The sequence below is a fragment of the Vibrio sp. KUL78 genome (assembly GCF_059725505.1).
Genome location: NZ_AP045837.1, coordinates 3,050,938 through 3,071,491, shown reverse-complemented (window position 1 = coordinate 3,071,491; position 20,554 = coordinate 3,050,938). Strand labels below are relative to the sequence as shown.

General features: G+C 47.4%; 18 protein-coding genes. 9 read left to right on the top strand and 9 right to left on the bottom strand.

Going from position 1 to position 20,554, the window contains the following annotated elements; translation table 11 throughout:
• Positions 1-20 precede the first annotated feature (20 nt).
• The 3 genes from dnaG to rpsU all read right to left on the bottom strand — a co-directional run bounded on the left by dnaG (position 21) and on the right by rpsU (position 2,556).
• Positions 21-1,787, bottom strand: coding sequence for a DNA primase (gene dnaG, locus AC6I8Y_RS14265; protein WP_498020400.1), 1,767 nt, complete (start codon positions 1,785-1,787; stop codon positions 21-23).
• A gap of 82 nt (positions 1,788-1,869) precedes the next feature.
• Complete coding sequence (locus tag AC6I8Y_RS14260; RefSeq protein WP_252012528.1) at positions 1,870-2,313, bottom strand: GatB/YqeY domain-containing protein; 444 nt, start codon at positions 2,311-2,313, stop codon at positions 1,870-1,872.
• A 27-nt stretch (positions 2,314-2,340) separates the two neighbouring features.
• Positions 2,341-2,556, bottom strand: coding sequence for a 30S ribosomal protein S21 (gene rpsU / locus AC6I8Y_RS14255; protein ID WP_001145625.1), 216 nt, complete (start codon positions 2,554-2,556; stop codon positions 2,341-2,343).
• A gap of 241 nt (positions 2,557-2,797) precedes the next feature.
• On the opposite strand from rpsU, the gene tsaD reads away from it, so the two are divergent.
• Complete coding sequence (tsaD, locus tag AC6I8Y_RS14250) at positions 2,798-3,817, top strand: tRNA (adenosine(37)-N6)-threonylcarbamoyltransferase complex transferase subunit TsaD (protein ID WP_042473362.1); 1,020 nt, start codon at positions 2,798-2,800, stop codon at positions 3,815-3,817.
• 129 nt (positions 3,818-3,946) lie between these two features.
• A complete protein-coding gene (locus AC6I8Y_RS14245) occupies positions 3,947-4,759 on the top strand; it encodes an alpha/beta fold hydrolase (RefSeq protein ID WP_394150869.1) in 813 nt (270 codons plus the stop codon).
• 67 nt (positions 4,760-4,826) lie between these two features.
• Here AC6I8Y_RS14245 and plsY read toward each other — a convergent pair whose 3' ends face one another.
• On the bottom strand, positions 4,827-5,423 hold the full coding sequence (gene plsY / locus AC6I8Y_RS14240; RefSeq protein ID WP_234495166.1) for a glycerol-3-phosphate 1-O-acyltransferase PlsY: 597 nt from the start codon (positions 5,421-5,423) through the stop codon (positions 4,827-4,829).
• A 106-nt stretch (positions 5,424-5,529) separates the two neighbouring features.
• On the opposite strand from plsY, the gene folB reads away from it, so the two are divergent.
• The 3 genes from folB to AC6I8Y_RS14225 are packed head-to-tail and all read left to right on the top strand — an operon-like array spanning position 5,530 to position 7,188.
• Entirely contained in the window at positions 5,530-5,889 is a 360-nt protein-coding gene (gene folB / locus AC6I8Y_RS14235; protein ID WP_042473853.1) for a dihydroneopterin aldolase, read from the top strand.
• Positions 5,886-6,368 (top strand): 2-amino-4-hydroxy-6-hydroxymethyldihydropteridine diphosphokinase, encoded by a 483-nt coding sequence (folK, locus tag AC6I8Y_RS14230; RefSeq protein WP_498020399.1) that lies wholly within the window; start codon positions 5,886-5,888, stop codon positions 6,366-6,368. The genes folB and folK overlap by 4 nt, the downstream gene beginning before the upstream one ends.
• Before the next feature lie 16 nt (positions 6,369-6,384).
• Positions 6,385-7,188 (top strand): undecaprenyl-diphosphate phosphatase, encoded by an 804-nt coding sequence (locus tag AC6I8Y_RS14225; protein WP_498020398.1) that lies wholly within the window; start codon positions 6,385-6,387, stop codon positions 7,186-7,188.
• Positions 7,189-7,246: 58 nt separating this feature from the next.
• Here the strand turns inward: AC6I8Y_RS14225 and AC6I8Y_RS14220 are convergent, their stop codons facing one another.
• Entirely contained in the window at positions 7,247-8,473 is a 1,227-nt protein-coding gene (locus AC6I8Y_RS14220; protein WP_498020397.1) for a multifunctional CCA addition/repair protein, read from the bottom strand.
• Between the two features lie 85 nt (positions 8,474-8,558).
• Here AC6I8Y_RS14220 and AC6I8Y_RS14215 point away from each other — a divergent pair, with 85 nt between their 5' ends.
• Both AC6I8Y_RS14215 and AC6I8Y_RS14210 read left to right on the top strand, forming a co-directional pair.
• Positions 8,559-10,241 (top strand): ExeA family protein, encoded by a 1,683-nt coding sequence (locus tag AC6I8Y_RS14215; RefSeq protein ID WP_498020396.1) that lies wholly within the window; start codon positions 8,559-8,561, stop codon positions 10,239-10,241.
• Positions 10,238-10,873, top strand: a complete 636-nt coding sequence (locus AC6I8Y_RS14210; protein ID WP_498020395.1) for a general secretion pathway protein GspB — start codon at positions 10,238-10,240, stop codon at positions 10,871-10,873. Before AC6I8Y_RS14215 ends, AC6I8Y_RS14210 begins: the two co-directional genes overlap by 4 nt.
• Positions 10,874-10,959: 86 nt before the next feature.
• Here AC6I8Y_RS14210 and AC6I8Y_RS14205 read toward each other — a convergent pair whose 3' ends face one another.
• From AC6I8Y_RS14205 to AC6I8Y_RS14190, 4 genes are all read right to left on the bottom strand, one after another.
• Positions 10,960-12,738 carry a PglL family O-oligosaccharyltransferase gene (locus AC6I8Y_RS14205; RefSeq protein WP_498020394.1) on the bottom strand — a complete coding sequence of 593 codons (1,779 nt, stop codon included), beginning with the start codon at positions 12,736-12,738 and terminating at the stop codon, positions 10,960-10,962.
• 69 nt (positions 12,739-12,807) lie between these two features.
• Positions 12,808-15,636, bottom strand: a complete 2,829-nt coding sequence (uvrA, locus tag AC6I8Y_RS14200; RefSeq protein WP_394150864.1) for an excinuclease ABC subunit UvrA — start codon at positions 15,634-15,636, stop codon at positions 12,808-12,810.
• A 148-nt stretch (positions 15,637-15,784) separates the two neighbouring features.
• Positions 15,785-16,654, bottom strand: coding sequence for a UTP--glucose-1-phosphate uridylyltransferase GalU (galU, locus tag AC6I8Y_RS14195; RefSeq protein ID WP_042473378.1), 870 nt, complete (start codon positions 16,652-16,654; stop codon positions 15,785-15,787).
• A gap of 182 nt (positions 16,655-16,836) precedes the next feature.
• Complete coding sequence (locus AC6I8Y_RS14190; RefSeq protein WP_394150935.1) at positions 16,837-17,487, bottom strand: LuxR C-terminal-related transcriptional regulator; 651 nt, start codon at positions 17,485-17,487, stop codon at positions 16,837-16,839.
• Positions 17,488-17,772: 285 nt separating this feature from the next.
• Between AC6I8Y_RS14190 and AC6I8Y_RS14185 the strand changes: the two genes are divergently transcribed.
• Positions 17,773-18,312 (top strand): single-stranded DNA-binding protein, encoded by a 540-nt coding sequence (locus AC6I8Y_RS14185; protein WP_042473381.1) that lies wholly within the window; start codon positions 17,773-17,775, stop codon positions 18,310-18,312.
• A 191-nt stretch (positions 18,313-18,503) separates the two neighbouring features.
• A complete protein-coding gene (gene csrD / locus AC6I8Y_RS14180) occupies positions 18,504-20,495 on the top strand; it encodes an RNase E specificity factor CsrD (RefSeq protein WP_498020393.1) in 1,992 nt (663 codons plus the stop codon).
• The last annotated feature ends 59 nt before the right edge of the window (positions 20,496-20,554 follow it).

Here is a 20,554-nt window from a genome sequence, read left to right as displayed (position 1 = left end):
TGCTGACTAACTGAATTGGGTTACGCTTTTAAGTCTAGCATCAAGGCTAGCAGCTCCCGTTTTTCTTCGACTGATAAGCCGACACTTCTTTCTTTGGCCTGCAGGTTTTCAATTTGCTTTTCAATGCATTGGGATAAAATTTTGTCCAATGAATCGATAAATACGTCTTCTTGGTTGTCGTCGTCAAGTGGAATGACCCAACTTGCGAGACGAGACAGAAGTGCCTCATTACTACTTCCACGCCATTGTTCTAATAGCTGGCCTGTAGTCATATGGGGATGTGCTTGACATTTATCAACCACTTCCACAAATAAATTCAGCCCAGGCAGTGACAAATCTCTCACTGTGGACAAATCAGGTACCATTTCAGCATAGCTCGGATTTTGTAAAAGGAGAGCTATGACTTCACGCATTGGTGTGCGTTTAATCTCTTTATGAGGCTGAGCTCGCGTTTCTTGCTGACCTTGCTTATCGATCAGCTGTTGCAGTTGCCTTTCATCGACAAGACCAAGTTTACGCCCTAGAAGCTCCCTCAAGTATAGTCGCAATGTGCCGCCGGGCACTTTGTCGATCAATGGAACCGCTAGAGTGCTAAGCTTTGCCATCCCTTCTTTCGTGCGAGTATCGACCTGCTGCATGAGTGAGGAAAACATAAACTCAGACAATGGCATGGCATTTTGCACTTCGGCTTCGAACGCTTCTTTGCCGTTTTGGCGAATGAATGAATCCGGGTCTTCGCCGTCTGGCAAGAACATGAATTTAAGCTGCCTACCATCATTTAAGTAAGGCAGAGCATTCTCCATTGCACGCCAAGCAGCATCTCGACCCGCTCGGTCACCATCGTAACAGCACACGACAGTACTGGTTTGGCGAAACAGTACCTGTAGGTGATCGCCCGTCGTTGAGGTACCCAAAGAGGCGACAGAGTAGTCAACGCCATATTGTGCCAGCGCGACGACATCCATATAGCCTTCTACGACAAGAACCTGTGGTGGCTCACGATAGGCTTGCAGCACTTCGTAAAGGCCATAAAGCTCTTTACCTTTATGGAAGATTGGCGTTTCAGGAGAGTTTAGGTACTTGGGCGTACCATCGCCTAAAACACGTCCACCAAAACCAATCACACGACCACGTCGGTCACGAATAGGGAACATGATACGACCTCTAAAGCGGTCATATCGGTTACCCTTGTCGTTTTCTATCAACATACCACCAGACACCAACATGTCTTGGGTGGCTTTCTGTTGACCGAAGTTCTTACGCACGCTATCCCATTCATCTGGGACATAGCCAATGCCAAACTTCTGAACAATCTCTCCAGAGAGCCCACGGCCCTTTAGATACTCTATAGCGACTTTGTTTGCAGAAACTTTAAGCTGGTCTCGGTAGTATTGACCTATGGTCCCCATGAGATCATAGAGAGATCGTTTCTGCTCGCTATTAGCGGTAGGTCCTTTGGAGAAATTACCCGATTGCCCACTGCGCTGTTCTCTTGGAACATCTAATCCTAATGACGAAGCTAACTCTTCAATCGCTTCAACAAACTCGAGGCGTTCATACTCCATGAGAAAGTCGATAGCATTACCGTGTACGCCACAGCCAAAGCAATGATAGAACTGCTTTTCTTGGCTTACGCTGAAAGAAGGGGTTTTTTCGTTATGGAATGGGCAGCAAGCACCGTAGTTCTTACCTTGTTTCTTCAGTTTTACGCGTGCGTCAATGACGTCGACAATATCAAGTCGAGCGAGTAGGTCATCGATAAAGCTACGAGGGATGATTCCTGCCATAAAACCTTTTTACAAGAGAGAGATACAAACAAGCCGTGCGTTCCAAAGGATAGCACGGCTTGTTGCAATTTTGGTTGAGTAATTAAGCGAGTTTAGAGCGAACTAAACCACTTACTTTACCCATATCTGCACGACCTTGAATTTGTGGCTTAAGCACACCCATTACCTTACCCATGTCTTGCATGCCCGCTGCACCAGATTCGGTAATGGCACTGTCAATCAGTGCTGCAACTTCATCATCGGTCAGTGGTTGAGGCATAAAATCCTCAAGTACGGCAATTTCAGCTTGCTCAGCTTCAGCAAGATCTTGACGACCCGCTGCTTCAAATTGCGTAACAGAATCGCGACGTTGTTTAACCATTTTAGTCAGCACGGCAAGAATGTCGTCTTCGCCCAGAGTAATCTGTTCGTCGACTTCACGTTGCTTGATGGCTGCTAAGGCTAAACGAATAGTACCAAGGCGCAATTTGTCCTTGGCTTTCATCGCTAATTTTTGCTCTTCTTTGAGTTTATCAATCAGAGCCATAACTAAAATCCTATCTGGACCTAGTTATTAGTACAGGCGAACGCGACGAGCGTTTTCGCGAGCTAGCTTCTTAGCGTGACGCTTTTGAGCTGCTGCTTTAGCGCGTTTGCGAACTGTAGTTGGTTTTTCATAGTGCTCACGACGACGCACTTCAGAAAGGATACCTGCTTTTTCGCAAGAGCGCTTGAAACGACGTAGTGCAACGTCGAACGGTTCGTTTTCACGTACTTTAACTACTGGCATATGCCTTTCACCTCAGGGGTTAACTGTTCATTAATGCTGGCGCTTGTTGGTTAGTACTAAGAACTCTCAATGGAACTCTCTGTTCTAAGCGTAAAACCAGCTAGATCAAAAATGGTGCGGAATTTTAATCCGATCACATGCCCTTTGTAAAGTACTTTGTCGTCTATCTCTTGTACAAAATTTGTTTGCGAGCTCATGACGAGGTAATATTGCGCCAATTTCGAAATATGTCGAGAACAATATGCGCATTCTAGGTATTGAAACCTCTTGTGATGAAACAGGCATCGCAATCTATGATGATGAAAAAGGACTGCTGTCCCATCAACTATATAGCCAGGTAAAATTGCACGCTGATTACGGCGGTGTTGTCCCTGAATTGGCGTCACGTGATCACGTGAAGAAAACGATCCCGTTGATCAAAGCAGCATTAGCAGAAGCAAATCTGACACCAAAAGATATTGACGGTGTGGCCTATACCGCTGGTCCAGGTCTGGTGGGTGCGCTGCTGGTTGGTACGACGATTGGACGTAGCATGGCTTACGCGTGGGGTGTGCCTGCTGTGCCCGTGCATCATATGGAAGGACACTTGCTGGCACCAATGCTGGAAGACAATCCACCACCATTCCCGTTTATCGCTCTGCTGGTCTCGGGCGGACACAGCATGATCGTTGAAGTAAAAGGCATTGGTGAGTATCAGATCCTTGGTGAGTCTATTGATGATGCCGCTGGCGAAGCATTTGACAAGACGGCGAAACTAATGGGCCTTGATTACCCGGGTGGGCCGCTGCTTTCTAAGCTTGCAGACAAAGGCACGCCAGGTCGCTTTAAGTTCCCACGTCCAATGACGGATCGTCCGGGTCTTGATATGAGCTTTTCGGGTCTAAAAACGTTTGCAGCGAACACCATTGCGGCGAACGATGATAGTGAGCAGACGCGCGCAGACATTGCCTACGCATTCCAAGAGGCGGTGTGTGAAACTCTAGCAATTAAGTGTAAGCGTGCCCTAAAGCAAACGGGTATGAAGCGTATCGTTATCGCGGGTGGTGTGAGTGCTAACCGTTTCTTGCGTAAAGAGCTAGAGGCGCTGGCGAGCAAAATCGGCGGTGAGGTGTATTACCCACGCACAGAGTTTTGTACCGACAACGGGGCGATGATTGCTTACGCGGGCATGCAGCGACTTAAAAATGGTGAAGCGGCCGAACTTTCGGTTGAGGCGACACCACGCTGGCCAATTGATCAGCTAAGTCCGATAAAAGGTTAACAATGAAGGTCACGCAAGTGGCCTTTTTTAATGACATTTCTGCACAAAACTCCTAAAGTCCGAGACTGGCTTATCGTGCTACAGTCTTGAATAGCAAAGTAATGGTTATTAATTAGGGAATACGACAACATGAAGCAGTTTACCGTTGAAGGACAAGTCATGACGTATCAGGATGTCGGCGAGGGGCCGGTCGTCCTATTTGGTCACAGCTATTTGTGGGATAGCCAAATGTGGCAGCCGCAAGTAGAAGCGCTGAGTCAGCACTATCGTTGTATCGTTCCTGATTTGTGGGCTCATGGACAGTCGCAAGCCGCACCGGCATCAATGAGTAATCTTGCCGATTACGCCAAGCACTTGTTGGCGTTAATGGATGAGCTTGGGATTGAGACGTTTTCAATCGTCGGTTTGTCGGTTGGTGGCATGTGGGGCTCGGAGTTGACGGCTCTGGCTCCAGCTCGAGTAAAAAGCTTAGTGTTGATGGATACTTTCGTCGGTTTAGAGCCTGAGGTTGCGCATGCCAAGTACTTTTCAATGCTAGCGACGATCTCTGAGCTTAAGATGGTACCCGCACCCATTGTCGACGCGGTTGTGCCGTTGTTTTTTGCCAATAATGCTAATCAAGACAATGCAGAGTTAGTTTCAGGTTTTGAAACCAAACTTGCCGCTTTGTCAGGTGAGCAGGCAGATCAAGTTGCCCGAATTGGCCGAATGGTGTTTGGTCGTCGTGATCTCTGTGATGAGATTGAGAAGTTTGCATTGCCGACATTGATTGCCGTTGGTGCAGAAGATAAGCCTCGTCCAGTGCTTGAGTCTTACCTAATGAATGATCTGATCACCGGAAGCTCGATCAACGTGATCCCTTCTGCAGGTCATATTAGTAACTTAGAGCAGCCAGAGTATGTGACGGGGATGCTAAGCGAGTTTTTATCTCAGCATGCGTAAGCAGCCAACATCGCACGCACAGAAAAGAGCAGCTTAGGCTGCTCTTTTTTATTGGGAAGATAGGTAACTAGGAGGTCTTTTTCTTACCTAGCTTTGGCTCTGTTCCTTCAAATAGCCTGCGAATATTTTGATGGTGCCTTAATAGGATAAGGCAGCTAAGCATAGCAACAGGCAGGGTAAATAGTGGGCGCGCCATCCAGGTATATACAGGGGCCATGAGGACCGTCACTATCGCCGCTAAAGAAGAATAGCGAAACAGAGCGGCAACCAATAACCATGTCCCGGTGATGAGTCCGGTTAAATCCCAGCCAATGGGTGCGATGGCTCCCAGCGCTGTCGCCACTCCTTTGCCACCTTTAAAATGGAAAAATAGTGGGTACATGTGACCTAAACATGCAGCAATCGCAATGACACCCAACACTACAGCATCGATGCCGAGGTAATAGCCACTCCAGACTGGAATCGTCCCTTTAAGCATGTCACAAAGAAGCACGGCAACCGCAGCCCCTTTTCCGCCAGTACGCAGGACATTGGTCGCTCCGGGGTTATTGGACCCGACCGTTCTTGGATCGGGCAGTCTGAGTAGACGACAGATCAGTACAGCACTCGACACAGAGCCAAGCAGGTAAGCTGCAATAATCATAGCGAGTGCTATTGGTGTCATTGGAACCCTTTTCGCAAGAAATTATCCATAGGGACTGATATCATAACGAAAATAGTACGTTTTTTCCCGATAAATGGGTATCCGACCTCTAATCAAAGGACAAATCATGGCATTGGATAAAGTATTCATTGAGCAGCTTGAAGTGATCACCACCATTGGTGTGTATGACTGGGAACAAGAGATTAAACAAAAGCTTATTCTTGATATTGAAATGGCCCATGATAATGCGCCAGCAGGAAAAAGTGATGATGTTGCTGATGCCTTGGATTATTCAAAAGTAAGTGAAGCAGTACTCAACCATATCCAGAATGGGCGCTTCCTCCTGGTAGAGCGTGTTGCCGAAGAGGTTGCTGCTATCATTCAAAATCAATTCAATGTGCCTTGGGTTAAGATACGTCTTGCTAAACCTGGCGCTGTTCCTCAAGCAAAAAGCGTTGGTGTCGTTATTGAGCGAGGCCAAGCATGATCACTACTTACATTGGCATTGGTACCAATGTGGAGCGTGAAAAGCACATCAGAGCGGCATACGTAGAACTGACATCTCTTGGACGCAATCTTGCACTTTCGCCCGTTTATGCCTGTGAGTCATTTGGCTTCGATGGCAGTGAGTTTTATAACATGGTGATGCGAATTGATACCGATCTCAATTTGTTTGAGCTTTCCCAAGTGTTAAAACAGATTGAGATAAAGTGGGGCAGGGCGGCAGATGCGGCAAAGTTTCAGGATCGCACGCTTGATCTTGATATCTTGTTGTATGGAAATGAAATCTCACAAAAAAAGCCGTTAGTTCCGCGTGAAGATATCTTTAAGTATTCCTTTGTCACACAGCCACTGTATGATCTCGACCCGCAGCTTGTTATTCCTAATGACGGGCGAACGGTAGAACAGATTTTAGAGACTATGTCCGATGTAGACTCACTGAAAAGAATCGATTTTCAATTTTAGTTGGTAGTTATTAATCATGAGTTATTTTGAAGCCTTTATACTGGCCTTGGTGCAAGGATTTACCGAATTTTTGCCAATCTCTAGCTCCGCGCACCTTATTTTGCCTTCGGCTATTTTGGGCTGGGAAGATCAAGGCCTGGCATTTGATGTTGCTGTACACGTAGGCACACTGGCTGCGGTGGTGATCTATTTCCGCAAAGAGGTCGTCACTCTTTTTAGTGCTCTATTTGGGTCCATTTTCAAGGGAGAGCGAAGCAAAGAATCGAAACTGGCGTGGATGATTGTTCTAGCAACGATTCCGGCATGTATCTTCGGTTTGCTGATGAAGGACATTATTGAGCTTTATCTGCGCAGTGCTTATGTGATTGCGACGACGACAATCGTATTTGGTTTGTTGCTATGGTGGGTGGATAAAAACGCTAAGCTGGTGGATGACGAATATCAAGCGGGCTGGAAGAAAGCGTTATTCATTGGTCTGGCTCAGGCCGCGGCAATCATTCCTGGTACTTCTCGCTCCGGTGCGACGATTACGGCAGCGCTATACCTTGGCTTTACGCGTGAAGCGGCAGCGCGTTTTTCATTCTTAATGTCGATTCCGATTATTACGCTAGCGGGTGCGTATCTTGGCTTGAAACTAGCCACTGGCAGTGAGCCGATTCACTTTGGTTTCTTGTTAACGGGCATCATTGTTTCGTTCGTTAGTGCGTATATCTGTATTCACTTCTTCTTGAAGCTTATCTCACGTATGGGCATGACGCCGTTTGTGATTTATCGCTTGATCTTAGGTGTGGGTCTGTTTGCTTTTCTGCTAATGAGCTAATTTCACTTGATAGTGGCTCAGAGCTTTTCCTTCGAGCCACTATTCATCATCACTCGCTTTAGTTTCCCTCGGCTAATGCCATTTCAACCGCTTTGATGCGGCGTTTATCCAGCTCTTCCTTTATCGCCTGTCCTTTAAATCCATCAGCAATAATGGGTTGGACATTAACACTAACTGCAGCTCGATATGCTGTCATGAAACGCTCTGCTTGGGGGTAAGGTTCCTTCTCCAATCCTTTTCGCCCCCTGTGGTCTGCCTCGCAGCATACTAATACTTGATCCAGTTTTTCAGGTTTTCGCCAGACGTCGAGTTGGCCGAATATTTTCACAAAGGTGCTGGCGCGCAGTTCAAATGCGCGATGAACATTCGAATGCTGAGCGCACACGGCAATAGCAAGATCTCGGTAGTCATTGGGGACGCGAACCCGTGCGCACAATGCCTTAATGATCTTCTGTCCTGTGTGCGTGTGTAGCTTGTGGCTTGGCCACTCTTCTTTGGGGGTGACCGCTTTTCCTAAGTCATGAACTTGGGCTGCGAATCGCACGGTTGGCAAGCTGCTTAATCGTGATACCTGTTTAGCCACCATTAAGGTATGGACGCCAGAATCAATTTCTGGGTGCCATTTTTCTGGTTGTGGGACGCCAAACAGTGCATTGATTTCTGGCAGTACGACTTCTAGGGCACCGCAGTCTCTAAGAACCTGTAAGAAAACCTCAGGCGATTGTGTGGTTAACGACTTATGCCACTCTTGCCAGACGCGCTCGGCTGTCAGGTATTCGAGCTCCCCTGCGTCGACCATAGTGCGCATGAGCGCCATTGTTTCGGGAGCTACCTTAAAACCAAGATGAGCAAGTTTCGCGGCAAATCTTGCAACGCGAAGGACACGAAGTGGATCTTCACTAAATGCTGGTGAGACATGCCTCAACACTCGCTCTTCGAGGTCTTGCTGCCCGTTGTAGGGATCGATAAGCTCGCCTGTTTCATCTTGGGCAATGGCATTGATGGTGAGATCGCGGCGCATTAAGTCTTGCTCTAGTGTGACATCCGGCGATGAGAAACATTCGAAACCTGTATAACCCTTACCAGATTTTCGTTCAGTTCGAGCTAATGCGTGCTCTTCTTTAGAATCTGGATGCAAAAATACTGGGAAGTCTTTGCCCACGGCTTGAAAGCCGAGCTCAAGCATCGCCTCTGGTGTGGCTCCGACGACCACCCAATCTCTGTCGTAGACATCAATATTTAATAATTGGTCGCGTACTGCGCCTCCAACAAGAAAGACTTGCAAATTGGCTCCCCTTTTTACTACTTAGCCGTTGGCATTACTGAGCGCCAATGGTACTTTGCTTTGAGTGATATTGTAAGGTTAACCCATGTACAAGGATTATTTTGGTTTTCGCGAGGTACCGTTCTCGATAGTACCGAGTTCGCGCTACTTGTTTTTAAGTCAACGCCACCGAGAAGCGATGCAGCATTTACAAGCTGGACTCGGTCAGGGTGGCGGCTTTGCCATGCTTACAGGTGAGGTAGGTACCGGGAAAACTACGGTTGCCAAAGCCATGCTGGCTTCGCTTGATGACAAAACGGCGTCAGGTCTCATTTTAAATCCAACGTTTTCAAGCCAGGATCTGCTTGAAGCGATTTGTGATGAATTCTCTATTTCTTATCCTGAGCAAGCCTCACTCAAGCAGTTAAGCCAAGCTATCTATCAGTATTTACAACACAATGAGCAACAAGGCATCAATACGCTGGTGGTCATTGATGAAGCTCAGCACCTTTCTGCGGAAGTGCTAGAGCAACTGCGCCTTTTAACCAATCTGGAAACCGATGACCGTAAGCTTCTGAAAGTACTTCTGATTGGTCAGCCTGAGTTGCAACAGAAGCTAAGAACGACGCAATTACGCCAGTTAGCACAGCGTATTACGGGTCGATATCATTTACTGCCATTATCAGAAGGTGAGGCGCGTCAGTATATTGAGTTTCGCTTATCGACCTCAGGAGGTGAGACCTCGTTATTTAACAAGTCGGCGGTAGCGGCGATTAACAATGCGAGTCAAGGTATTCCAAGGCTGATTAACCTAATTGGGGATAAAGCCTTGCAGTACGCTTACCATTCAGGTGAGAAGCGAGTATCAAAGTCTATCGCTCTCAAAGCGTGTGAAGATATTCTCTCGTTTCAGGCTCCCGGTGTCGGCAATACAGCCAAATCAACATCTAGCCCTTGGCGTCAAGCCATAAGTCAATATGCTCTGCCTGCCGTCCTGGGCGTGTGTGTCGCGGCGGGTTTGTATTGGAAGGGGGCTGATGCCTTGTCTTGGGTTCAGCACTCATGGGCGTCGCTGCAGGCGACTGATGTTCCCAATGAAACGGCACCTGTCGAGACACCCGTGGATGCGCTAGCGGTGATTGCCGAAGAGTCTCAGCCGCAACAGACTCTATACCCTGCCGAATTGATTCCGCAACTGCTAAATCGTGACGACAAAATTGCTGCGATCCAGGAGCTTTATGCCGTTTGGGGTTACAGAGCCAGCGTGTTAGATGGCATGTGCGATTCCGAAACCAATGGTTTGTTTCAATGCCAGAAGTACCTTGGTACGTTAGAGCAGATCACCGCACAAAACCTTCCTGTAGTTATGCCTTTGTATCATAAAGGGCGAGAAGGCTATGTCGTGCTCTACAGAGTGGCTGGTGATGAGGTTGAGGTGCTCAATGGTACCCAACGTATTGCCATGCCGAAAGAGTGGCTAGAATCACTATGGACCGGTGAGTATTACTCGATTTGGCAACGTGAGATCTACTCGACACTGCGCTTGAATCAACAAGGCGAGCAGGTGTTATTGTTGGATAGCAAACTGTCTCAAGTATTGGGTGACCAGCCAACCGGCAGTGACGTGTTCGATAAAACACTAGAGCGTAAAGTTGAGATCTTCCAACGCTGGCAAAATATGGATGTTGATGGCATTGCTGGAAGAAACACACTCCGACAGCTAGAGCTTATGACTCAGACCGATGCACCTAGCCTGGTTTGGGATACCCCTGAGGAGGCCGTGCAATGAGTCAGGTTACTTCTATGAGTCTACTTCTCATGGCGATGGTGAGTAGTGCAGCGCTTGCTGAAAGTCCATCGAATAGTCCAACTCAGAGCGAAGGATACTCGGTGTTAACGTATCCGACGTTTTCTGAGCTAAAACCGCTCCCTAAAAGAACTTATGTAGCGCCGTTGCCAATTCCTGAATCAACCGCCGCTATCCAAGCTTCATCAAACAGCGAGCGTGAGTTGCCTAGTGTTTCTGAGCCAGCTCTTAACGCCCCAAAACCAGCAAACACGTCTAATGAACCTTTTGGGTTGGATGATCTTGATTTGAGCGGCCTTGATCCAGATATCGCGAGAAAAGTGGCGGCGGCGATGAGTAATGAGCCGGAAAACCCTCTGCTTCGCAATGCTGATCATATCGCACTAGAGAGCAACGAGGCCCGCTATCGAGGCCGTTTGCCAGCCCTTAATTTACAGACCCACATGTACTCGTCGGATATGAACCGAAGGTGGATCAAGGTAAATGGGCAAGAGCTGAAAGAGGGTGATCGACTCAACTCGATTCAGTTACTGGCGATTGAGCCGCAGTCGATAACAATTCGATTCGACAATGACATTATCGATATCCCAGCGCTTTATGAATGGGGTGGGTAATAAACAAAAATGAGGCTCGCCGATGTGGCGAGCCTCATTTTTTAACGAACGAACCCTAACGAGCCTACTCTTGCAAGGTCAGCTTTTTAGAGAGTGGTAGACGTAGAACTTACGGCCTCACTGGGACTGCTGGTTGGCGTGGAAATAGGTGCCAGTTCAAACGTGTGATCCGGGAATAGATATTGCGCCTCAGCGAGCACCTGCTGGGCCTTACTTACCTCACCACTACCTTGATACGCCAAGATCAAGTTTCGATAGAAGGCTGGTCTGGGTTTACTCTTAATCACCTCGACTGACCAATCAATATAAGGCTGAATATACTCTGGGTTTCCGGTTGCGAGTCCAAGTTTTAAGTAGGTGCTGTATAGATCCCAGTGATACCTGTCTTTCCAAACCACAGGGTTCGTTACTTGCTCTAGTAAGCTTGCGTCGACCGGTTGCGACTTTTCAAATTTGGTCAGTACATAGTTGGTGTGTAGCGCCGCGACCATATACACACTGACCAAGATAGGGATGAGCAATGACAGAACCCTAGAGAACGTTTTGGTAAACGAAGTAAAAGAGATCTGTTTGATCCTTGGCGTACGTTGATCGACCCAGTAGATAAGAATAATGAATGTGATCCAGTGGATCAGCGAATGGTAAAACGGGTACTCAAGCTGACTGTGCAAAAAGATGGGCAGAAACAGCGCAAATATAGCGAGTCGAGTCCCTTTTTTAGCGGTGTAGATTCGACTCAAGACAAATAGAGCAGCCAGTAGAATACCGAGCATTGGGAGTAGGCCACCTTCTATCCCCCAAAACAGCATTTCGTTGTGTGGGTGATCAAGAGCCGGCAGACCTGGTGCAAAGCTGTCGTTGAGCTGGTGCTGTCTCGCGGTATAAATCAAATACTCAGATTCAAACTTACCCAGTCCGTAGCCTGTGAATGGCTTTTCAATCAACATATCTAAAGACTGGCTATAGATGGTTGAACGCACATCTTCGAGACTCGACTTTTGCGTGATCAGGTTCTGACTTCCTGAGTTACCGAACCCTAATAGCAGCCCTAGGGCCAAACCAGCAAGTGTGGCGAGAGTCCAACCTCTAAAGCGTTTTCTGGTCGAGTGGCGGTAAAGATATGGCACAAGAAATACAAACCCCATCGCAGCGCCAAGCCAACCGGTTCGAGAGCCCAGTACTACGACTAAAGGTATGGTAATCATGGGGGTGATATAGAGGATAGAGACGTCACTGATTCGCCAGTTGTACTTATGCTTTTGCCTAGCGAGTAAGTAGCCAGAGAGCACGAAACCTGTAGCGAGAAAGCTTGCCATGACGTTAGGCTGCTGAAAAATGCCATAGGGACGGTTAGCCGATACATCGTAACCGAACCAATTGTCAGGCGTGAGCAGCAGGAACTGAGCATAACCGATTAAGGCTTCAATGAGAGAAGCGAGTACGATGAGCCACAGCAAGCGTTGCTTCTGTTTGTTGGTAAATTGAAATTGCTGCAGCAATACAAAAAATAAAAAACCAAACCACAGGGCGACATATCGAGGTGCGACAGACGCGATATCTGGACCGCTGTAGAGTAAGGGTAGCGTCATCAATACACTGGAAAGCCCAAGCCCTACGGTTAGTTTGCTAAATTTTAGTACTCGATTAGTGCCTAGCTGGTAAAGCCCCAAGCCAATGGCTATCGAGAAAACGATCCATGCTGTGTTGTTGAACGACAGTGCCAGACCGGTTCCCCCAGGGTTTGGCCAAAATAGATGCGTCGCAATAAGAAACAGCACCGCCATGGCGGTCATAAACTTGCGATTAAGAGGAGGGCGAACCTTTACTGGTTCGAGTTCCGTTCCATTGGTATGAATGATTGCCATGTTCGCGACTAGTTAAACCCAAGAAAATCATAGGAGGTCAATCTGACCTCCTATGTATGATGCTCTAATTTAACCTTTTAGCATAGGTTTTAGGAAGCGTGCTGTGTGAGAACCTTCGACTTGGGACACAGTTTCTGGCGTGCCTTCTGCGATGATTTCTCCGCCGCCTTGTCCGCCTTCTGGGCCCAAATCGATGATCCAATCAGAGGTCTTGATGACATCAAGGTTGTGTTCAATGACTACAACGGTGTTACCGTGGTCGCGTAAACGGTGCAGTACTGACAGCAATAATTCGATATCGTGGAAGTGTAGACCCGTTGTCGGCTCATCCAAGATATATAAGGTCTTACCCGTATCGCGTTTAGACAGCTCTCTCGCTAGCTTCACACGTTGTGCTTCACCACCAGACAGCGTGGTTGCTGCTTGACCTAAACGGATGTACGACAGGCCCACATCCATCAGGGTTTGTAGTTTTCTGGCAATCACAGGAACAGGATCGAAGAACTCTCTGGCGTCCTCAACGGTCATCTGTAGAACTTCGTCAATCGTTTTACCTTTATAGCGAACTTCCAGTGTTTCACGGTTGTATCGCTTGCCTTTACACACATCACAAGGCACGTATACATCAGGAAGGAAGTGCATCTCTACCTTGATGACGCCATCACCCTGACATGCTTCGCAGCGGCCACCGCGCACGTTAAAGCTAAAGCGCCCTGGCTTATAGCCGCGTGAGCGGGCTTCCTGTGTGCCAGCAAACAGCTCACGGATTGGCGTGAAGATGCCGGTGTAGGTTGCTGGGTTTGAACGTGGTGTTCGACCGATAGGGCTTTGGTCGATATCAATGACCTTGTCAAAATGCTCAAGCCCTTCAATTTTCTTGTATGGTGACGGCTCTGCAGTCGTAGCACCATTGAGTTGGGTGTGGGCGATCTTAAAGAAGGTATCGTTAATCAGCGTAGATTTACCGGAACCCGACACCCCAGTAATACAGCTAAACAGACCGACAGGTACCGTAAGGTCGACATTTTTTAGGTTGTTACCCGTCGCGCCTTGTAGCGTGACTACCTTTTTCGGATCCATCGGGGTGCGATTTTCAGGGATAGCGATCTCGCGCTTACCACTCAGATATTGACCAGTAAGGGATTGTTCTGATGCAATGATGTCGTCAATCGTGCCTTCTGCAACCACTGAGCCGCCATGAACCCCAGCACCAGGACCGATATCAATTACGTGATCCGCTGTGCGGATGGCATCTTCATCATGTTCAACCACGAGAACTGTGTTGCCGAGATCCCTCAGGTGGGTCAAGGTATTAAGCAGGCGTTCGTTATCACGCTGGTGGAGACCAATGGAAGGCTCATCTAGTACATACATTACCCCAACCAGACCTGCACCAATTTGGCTGGCCAAACGAATACGCTGAGCTTCACCACCAGATAAGGTTTCGGCACTTCGAGATAGGTTAAGGTAGTTCAAGCCGACGTTGACGAGGAAATGGAGTCTGTCGTTGATCTCCTTCATCACCTTTTCGGCGATTTGAGCTCGCTGGCCTTCTAGCTTGAGTGACTGGAAGAAAGCCATCGCTTCGCTGATGCTCATTTCAACGATCTCTGGCAGTGTCGTATCGTCGACAAAGACATTGCGCGCCTCTTCACGCAAGCGAGTTCCGCCACACGTCCCACAAGATTTGGTAGAGATGTACTTAGCCAGATCCTCACGAACCGAGTTCGATTCTGTATCGCGATAGCGACGCTCTAAGGTGTTCAAGATCCCTTCAAATGGGTGACGTTTGACGCGAATATCGCCGCGATCATTGACGTAGTTGAACTCGACCTCAGTGCGTCCAGAGCCGGTTAATACGACGTCTTTAATTTTCTTTGGCAGTGATTTAAACGGCGCAAACAGGTCAAAGTCATAATGCTTTGCCAGCGACGTTAACATCTGGAAATAGTAGTAGTTTTTCTGATCCCACCCACGGATTGCCCCGTCGGCAATGCTGAGGTTTTCATCTACGATGACTCGGTCAGGATCGAAATACTGCTGCACACCGAGTCCGTCACAAGTGTGACAAGCGCCCGCTGGATTGTTGAACGAGAACAATCTAGGTTCTAGCTCTTGTAAGCTGTAGCCACAATATGGGCAAGCAAAGTTCGCTGAGAAGATGATGTCTTCTTTCTCGGGCTCATCCATCCAAGCGACGCCAACGATGCCACCAGAAAGCTCAAGTGCGGTCTCGAAAGATTCAGCCAGACGTTGCTGCAAGTTATCGCGTACCTTAAAGCGATCCACAACGACCTCAATGGTGTGCTTTTTATGGAGCTCTAGAGTCGGTGGATCGGAGAGATCGCAGGTTTCACCATCGATACGCGCACGAATAAAGCCCTGAGCGGCAAGGTTTTCTAAGGTTTTAACGTGTTCCCCTTTACGCTCCTTAACAATCGGTGCAAGCAACATCATCTTGGAGCCTTCAGGAAGCTCTAACACCTTATCAACCATCTGGCTTACAGTTTGAGCGGCCAGTGGCACTTTATGGGTAGGACAACGTGGTTCGCCAACTCGAGCGTACAGCAATCGCAAATAGTCATAGACTTCAGTAATGGTACCCACGGTTGAGCGCGGATTATGAGAGGTGGACTTTTGCTCAATGGAAATGGCGGGTGATAGACCTTCGATGTGGTCAACATCCGGTTTTTCCATGAGAGAAAGGAACTGTCTTGCATAAGCGGACAAGGACTCTACATAGCGACGCTGACCTTCTGCATATAGGGTATCAAAAGCAAGAGATGATTTGCCTGAGCCAGAGAGGCCTGTAATAACGGTAAGTTTGTCGCGAGGAATTGTGAGATTGACGTTTTTAAGGTTATGGGTGCGAGCGCCCCTAACTTCGATCTTGTCCATTGTTGCCACTCATGTAATACGTAGTGTGACAAGTATTACATAGTGTGAAGTTTGTGCAAAGAAATACTGGATAAAAAAACAGGCTTTGAAAGAAAATGGCCACTACTAAGTAGTGGCCATTTTTATAATTAAGTAAGCTTAGACTTGCTTAAGCTTTTTTGGTCGCGTGCTTACCAAGCTCAGAGGCTTTTTCGTCTTTTAGGTAAAGGTTTTCGAAACAGTAGTTGGTTGCTTCGATATAGCCTTCCACGCTTCCGCAGTCAAAACGCTTGCCCTTAAACTTGTAGGCGAGAACGCAGCCCGCTTTTGCTTGTTTAAGTAGGGCGTCAGTGATTTGGATTTCACCGCCTTTGCCAGGTTCTGTTTGCTCAATAAGCTCAAAAATATCTGGTGTTAGGATGTAGCGACCGATGATCGCTAGGTTGCTTGGCGCTGTGCCTTGCTCTGGTTTTTCAACCATGTCGTCAACACGGAATAAATCGTCTTTGATCATCTCACCAGAGATAACGCCGTACTTGTGTGTTTCATCTTCTGGCACTTCTTGGACAGCAACAATAGAGCAGCGGAACTGCTTATATAGCGCAACCATTTGTGCGAGTACGCCTTGGTCCTCATTAACACATAAGTCATCGGCAAGTACCACAGCAAACGGTTCGTCACCAACCAGTTCACGACCTGTAAGAATTGCGTGACCAAGGCCTTTCATTTCGCGTTGGCGAATGTAGGTGAAATGCGCAGAGTCGATGATGTCGCGAATATCGACCAGCAGTTCTTCTTTATTGGTACCACTGATCTGGTGTTCAAGCTCGTAGTTCTTGTCAAAGTGATCCATGATCGAGTGTTTGCCACGTCCAGTAACGATACACATACCGTCCATACCTGCTTGAATGGCTTCTTCCACACCATATTCAATCAAAGGTTTGTTAACGACTGGCATCATTTCCTTAGGCATCGATTTAGTTGCCGGTAGGAAGCGTGTTCCATAGCCCGCTGCTGGGAATAGGCACTTTTTGATCATGATAAGACCCTTTATCTTTATAAGTTTTAATTCACTGCCAACGATGGCGAATACGTCATAGTCTACAGAGTAACGTTGGGTTATGACAGTAGAAATATTGTGAAGTTCGATTCACATGCAAGTGATAAAGATGCTTGTAAAATAAAGAGTAACGGGTCTGATTTTTGTAGAAGAAAGGTGGCTTATGACAGCAAGTGTTGGTTTGCCCACGCAATAGCCTGGAGTCTGTTTTTGACCGATAGCTTTCTAAAAACCTGATACAAATGAGACTTTACCGTCGACTCCGTGATGTATAAATCTTCAGAAATTTCGAGATTACTCGCACCCGATTGCAAGCAGCGTAATATTTCAATTTCTCGTGAGGTTAAATCTACCACTGTGGTAGAAGTATTCGCCGAAACGACATAGCGATAATGGTGTATAAGTTGGCTTGCGACGTCTCTTGGTAACCAGTTTTTTCCATTGATGATCTCGCCAAACCCATAGGTAATCTTACTCGCATCCTCATGGGTATAAAAAAGTCCTTTGATGTGACCATACCTGAGAATCTCTTCAGTAGTTAGCCTGTGAGGAACGTTGATGAGAATCGTCTCAAAATTTTTGCTAGCAAGGGGCAGATTTAGCACTTGTTTGAATAGGTCTAGGGATTCTTCATAATCAAAAAGAAGGATGCGGTTTCTTGGTCCCGACGAGACATTGAGCAAGTCGTTCGGAGTAATAGTTTCGATGCTATTGATGCATAGATTGGACAGCTCATTTACGCGCTGCGTGACGTCTAGGTCTTTCCCAAAACTGACGTGTTGTATGGTTCGCTTATAGCTATTCTTTCTCATAATCATTATTAATTTTGCCACTGAACTAGCGTGCATATTGAAGTTTATAAAATTTGGCTTCCAGTGTTTACAACGTAAAATGGGAGAGAGTTAAAGCAAATCAAGTAACTGATATGTATATAAGGTGGGCGCATTTTGTAGAAGGTCTGAAGTTTCAACGCTAGACTTATATTCAGACACGTGCGCTGGATTGTAGGATAGTTCACATAAGCGCTGTTGCTGTCTGGTTGGTTCGTGGTATCCTACTGGGCTATTTTAAAACACACTGTGGTTACGGAGCAAAACATGGCAAGCCGTGGAGTAAACAAAGTCATTCTAGTGGGTAACTTAGGTAACGACCCAGAAATTCGTTACATGCCAAACGGCGGTGCCGTGGCGAATATTACAATCGCGACTTCTGAATCGTGGCGTGATAAGGCGACTGGCGAACAGCGCGAAAAAACTGAGTGGCACCGTGTTGCACTATTCGGCAAGCTGGCAGAAGTGGCTGGCGAGTACTTGAGAAAAGGCTCTCAAGTGTACATCGAAGGTCAACTTCAGACTCGTAAGTGGCAAGACCAAAATGGTCAAGACCGCTACACAACAGAGGTTGTGGTCCAAGGCTTTAACGGTGTTATGCAGATGCTAGGCGGCCGTCAAGGCGGCGGTGCTCCAATGCAGGGTGGTATGAACCAAGGCGGTATGCAGCAGCAAGCTCCACAACAACAAGGTTGGGGTCAGCCACAGCAGCCTGCAGTTCAGCAGCCAGCACAGCAAAAACCTGCTCAACAGCAGCCACAATACAATGAACCACCAATGGATTTCGACGACGACATCCCGTTCTAAATCGAGGTTTGGTGAGATCAGTGTGTAGCACTGATGGTATTGAACATAAGAAGCCGCGATGATCATCGCGGTTTTTTTGTGTTTCTTAGAACCTTGCCATAGCCTGTTACTTAAAGGTTTTGGTTAAATTTGATATAACAAACATTAATATAGCTGGCTATTTCTCTGTTCAAAAAGGACTTTGACAACCTATGAGGCAAACTCCCACTCTCAAGCTGAGCACGCGCTTGGTCGCTTTTGTTACGGTGATCGTGATGAGTGCGGTCTTTATTCTCTTTGTCGGTGGCACTTTGTCGATTAAGCGAATGGGACAAGAGTATTTAAATCACCACTTAGCAGGGATTGTTAAGGTGATAGATAAAGAGCTTGAAGACCCAGATGCTGCGTACATGATGCAGCGCTGGATGCCTAAAATGCTTCAGGCAAGTAATATCATAGAGATGCAGTTGCTCTCATCTGCCGGTATTGTCTACCGATATAAGAACACCTCGCCAACCATAGACAGAACCATTGTCTACAAGCAAGGCTTTGAACTCGAGAGAAATGAAGGCTACCGCGTAGAGTTTGTCGCCTTACCCCCTTATTTAGATGTTCGCTATTCGATAGAAGCCATGTGGTCGGTGACGCTGGCATTTGGCTTGATTGTATTTTGCTTGATGCAAGGCGTGAAATGGCTGCGCCAGCAGTTAGTTGGCTCTGAGCTTCTCGAAGAGCGCGGGCGTATGATCCTAGGTGGGCGTGTTGAACAATACGCTAAAGGGGATGAGCGAGAGTGGCCATACACCGCCAGTGAAGCGCTGGATATCTTAATCGAAGAGCTTCAGGATGCGCGCCAAGAGCGTAGTCGATTTGATACCTTCATTAGGACTCAAACCTTCCTCGATCCATTGACTGGCAGCGCCAATCGGATGCTTTTTGATAGCAAGCTAGAGTCAGCTTTGCAAGAAAGTGGCGCTCAGGGTGGTGTCATCTTATTCAGCATTGAAGACTGGGAGCAGGCGCAGGAAAAGTTAGGTAAATCCGCTGCCGATGACTTCTTAATTGAGGTCGGCGAGGTATTGTCTCAATCAATTCAAAAATACCCTGATGCTATATTCTCTCGTTACTACGATGCAGACTTTGCCATATTTATTCCACATCAAAGCAGTAAAGACGTTGCGAACCTGGCGAGCCAGTGTATTCGCCAAATGGAGAAGGCACCGCCGCCTGCGCCTCTTGATGAAGATAATTGGTGTCATATCGGGGTGAGTATGTACTCCGAAGGGGAGCGTCGAGGACGCATCATGGAAGAGGCGGAAACGGCTCTTAAGAGCGCTCAACTGCAGCGAGTTAATAACTGGAGTCGATTCCAAAAGCAAGCCCAACCGTTTGATGAGCGTGGTAGCGTCCGCTGGAGAACCTTATTTGATAAAGCCTTGTTGCCAGAGAATTTGTTGATCTATGCTCAGCCCTGTTATCTGTACGAGAAAGGCAAAGAGCTGAATACGATTCACAAAGAGCTGTTTGCCAGAATCGATGATCCAGAAAGAGGAACGGTGAAGGCATCCCGATTCCACTCGGCTCTGCTTCAAGTCGGTTATGAGGCGAACTTTGATAGAGCAGTACTGGGCAAGCTATTTAGAAGTATCAAGCAAGGCCAGATTACGTTGCCCGTTTCGATTAATGTCTATGTGGTGCCGTTTGCCAACAAGAACTACTTCAAGTGGTTCAGAGATGAGTTGCTGCAACTACCGGTTGGCGTCAGAAAGCAATTGAGCTTTGAGTTCTCAGAGGCTCGCTTAGTGCAGCATCTCGACTATATTCGTCCTGTGGTTAAAATGCTCTCTGGGCTAGGGTGCACCGTGATCGTTGGGCAAGCGGGACGTTCGATTGTCAGCACGCACTACATAAAAGATTTAAAAGTCGACTACCTCAAATTGCATCGCAGCCTAGTCAAGCGCATTGATCAGCGAGATGAAAACCAGCTCTTCGTGCGAAGTATGGTTGGTGCATGTGGTGATGCCCCAACCAAGGTGATTGCGGTTGGTGTGGAAACTAAGAAAGAGTGGCACACATTGATAGATCTGGGCGTTACTGGGGGGCAGGGGCGTTATTTCGCCGCTGAGACTCAGTTGCTGCCGGAAGTTAAAGCGAAAGCTGCGACGATCAAACCTGGACGCAGAAATCGCTGGAAGCGCTCTTAGTTAAGATTAAACCAAAGTCATTGAAGAAGAGCTCTATCTCGCTAGATAGAGCTCTTTTT